Source organism: Vibrio sp. OPT46 (assembly GCF_015163535.1).
Lineage (GTDB): Bacteria > Pseudomonadota > Gammaproteobacteria > Enterobacterales > Vibrionaceae > Vibrio > Vibrio alginolyticus.
The window spans coordinates 63,756-66,375 of record NZ_JADDYG010000730.1; the positions used below are offsets into that span (position 1 = coordinate 63,756).

The window sequence follows — 2,620 nt, forward strand, 5'->3', positions numbered from 1 at the left end:
ACGCAATGTCTTTGTCACAGGACACCCTGAGTATGATTCTCACACCTTACATAATGAATATACCCGAGATTTAAGCGAAGGTATGGAGCCCGCTATTCCTGTCAACTATTACCCAAACAACAACCCAGATAACCCACCAATTGCAAGCTGGAGAAGCCATGGACACCTCCTCTTTTTAAACTGGCTGAACTACTGTGTTTATCAGCAAACACCGTACGACCTCGATCACTTCAGTGAAGATGCTTTCACTAAAGACGATTAGCTTCAAAATAAGCAAACAAAGCACTCATCATTACCGAAATGTAATATGTGAACCAAGCCGCCATATGGCGGCTTTTTCATAACAGTTTGCAAACCTGATCGCATAGTGTTTTTTCCTCAATAGGCTTTTGCTAAGTAATTCATATCATGCAGAAAGATTCAGGGATGTAGGGATAAAGAATGAAAACAGCAAAGCTCGGTGCACTAATATTATTGTCTCAGTTTGCACTCGTGGGTTGCGTGACGGTGAAAGAAGATGGAAGCCCTGTCGTTAAAGCAGATCCTGTGGCAATGGCAGAATCACGTATCGCACTTGGCTTAGGTTATTTAGACGGCGGTAACATGATTCGCGCGCATGATAACTTACAACAAGCCTTAAACCACGCACCTCAATACTATCGCGCGCAATTATCTATGGCTCACTACTACGAAACGGTTGGTGAAGATATTAAAGCCGAACAGATGTATAAACGCTCTCTACGCCAACACACTAAAAACGGAAATGTGCTCAATAACTACGGTACTTTTCTTTGCAAGCGAGGTGACTTCGAAAAAGCCGATCAGATGTTTAATCGAGCCATTGAGCAGCCTTATTACTACCTTATTCCAGCAAGCTATGAGAATGCAGCTTTTTGTGCGCTAAAATCACAAGATAAAGACAAAGCGAGATACTACTTTACTAGAGCTATCGATCATGACCCTCATAGACCAAAATCGATTTTGCAACTCGCTAAAATAGAAATTGATAGCGGTGATTATACTGAAGCTAGAATTCGATTAATGAGATTCAATCAAATGTATGGCGTGAAGAAGCCCTCTTTGCAACTCATGATTCAACTTGAACGTGCAGCAGGCAATGAAGCTCTCGAGAAAAAGTATCAAAAACAATTGGAAAAATTTTCTTAGTACAAAATAGCGATACATAAGGCGCATTAGCTCACAGCCAATACAGCGCTTGACCAAGAATCCAGTGAATTCAGACTCACGGTGATACATTCATCCTGTACATAAACGTCAAATTCGGTACTATTTGAACGGAATAAGTGACCAAGTCACATTATAAAAAGTGCGCACACAACGAAATTTGTACATCATACTGTTTTTAAGATTGATTTCGGCACATTGATAAATACTAAATATTACTGACATGCACCAGAAGGAAGTTGAAGCCGGATGAAACCTGCCTGCACTCTGTTATTACTCACTTTGCTGAGTTCACCTTTTGTCGTCAGTGCACAAGAAAATATTGAGAAAACATTCACATTTGGCATTGTGTCCAATAAAGCCCAAAGCAAAATCAAAAAAGCGACGCCCCTTACTCAGTATGTAACTGAAAGTATGGCTGAATATGGTTACGCAAAAGGGGCGGTAAAGGTATTTAAAAATTATCGTCAGCTCGCGGTTGCGCTTGAAAATGGCACCGTTCAAATTGCAACGGCGACCCCCTTTAATGCGATGACCTTAGAAAAGCAGTCTAATAGCCAAGTCCTTGCTATACGATGGAAAAAAGGCCTGCAAAAATATCATACGGTGTTCTTTACTAATAAAGAGAGTGGCATTGAGTCATTTTCTGACCTGCGAGGAAAAACGCTTGTTTTCGAAAAGCGCACGTCTACCAGCAGCTATTACCTACCTGCGATTACATTGCTGAACCACGGAGAAAAACTGCAATACCTTCCCTCTCCTGATGACAAACCGGCCAAAGACAGTATTGGTTATTTATTCCTTGATGAGCAACTCGCTCAGTCAAATGAAATCAACCTATCTGTATGGGTATATAAACAGAGAGTTGCAGCAGGAGCATTCAGTAACTTCAACTGGAACAATCCCAAAGATTTGCCAGAGAACATGAAAGACAAACTAGCGATTTTTTCTCGTTCTGTTGAAATACCCAGGGATTTAATTCTCGCTTCTCCAAGCATGAGCCTAGAGCAACAGCGTAAAATCACGTCAATACTGCTTGATATGGATACAACTCACGAAGGCTCTCTCGCACTTAAAAAGTTTCAGAACACCAAAAAATTTAGCGCGCTTACTCCAGAAATGCGAGCCTCCTTAAGTACAGTGCGCAAGTCAGTTCACTTGTTACCGAAGGTGGATTGATGTTTCAAAAGCTCTCACTCGAAACCAAATACATTTGCTCGACAATGTTCGTTGTCTTGTTTGTTGTGGTGATAAATCTTGCGTTATACATGCACGGTTACGATGCGTATTCAAATAGCTTAACTCAACAAATCACGAACAACTCTCAAGAAAAAACCGAATCTTACGTTAAGCAAAAAGGGTTGGTTTATGCAGAGCTATTATCAAAACAGCTTTTTGATCCACTCTATACAGACAATATCAGTCAAGCGTATGA

The 2,620-nt window shown here is 40.8% G+C and carries 3 protein-coding genes and 1 pseudogene; all 4 read left to right on the top strand.

Annotated elements, in window-relative coordinates; all coding sequences use genetic code 11:
* A partial coding sequence (locus IQR33_RS26370) for a homoserine O-acetyltransferase/O-succinyltransferase family protein (protein ID WP_193844195.1) occupies window positions 1-262 on the top strand: 262 nt, incomplete at its 5' end.
* Window positions 263-441: 179 nt separating this feature from the next.
* Window positions 442-1,167, top strand: coding sequence for a type IV pilus biogenesis/stability protein PilW (gene pilW / locus IQR33_RS26375; RefSeq protein WP_017820928.1), 726 nt, complete (start codon window positions 442-444; stop codon window positions 1,165-1,167).
* 267 nt (window positions 1,168-1,434) lie between these two features.
* Complete coding sequence (locus IQR33_RS26380) at window positions 1,435-2,364, top strand: phosphate/phosphite/phosphonate ABC transporter substrate-binding protein (RefSeq protein ID WP_193837413.1); 930 nt, start codon at window positions 1,435-1,437, stop codon at window positions 2,362-2,364.
* Window positions 2,364-2,620, top strand: a pseudogene (locus tag IQR33_RS26385) (GGDEF domain-containing protein); the annotation flags it as partial. The gene IQR33_RS26380 and the pseudogene IQR33_RS26385, both read left to right, overlap by 1 nt.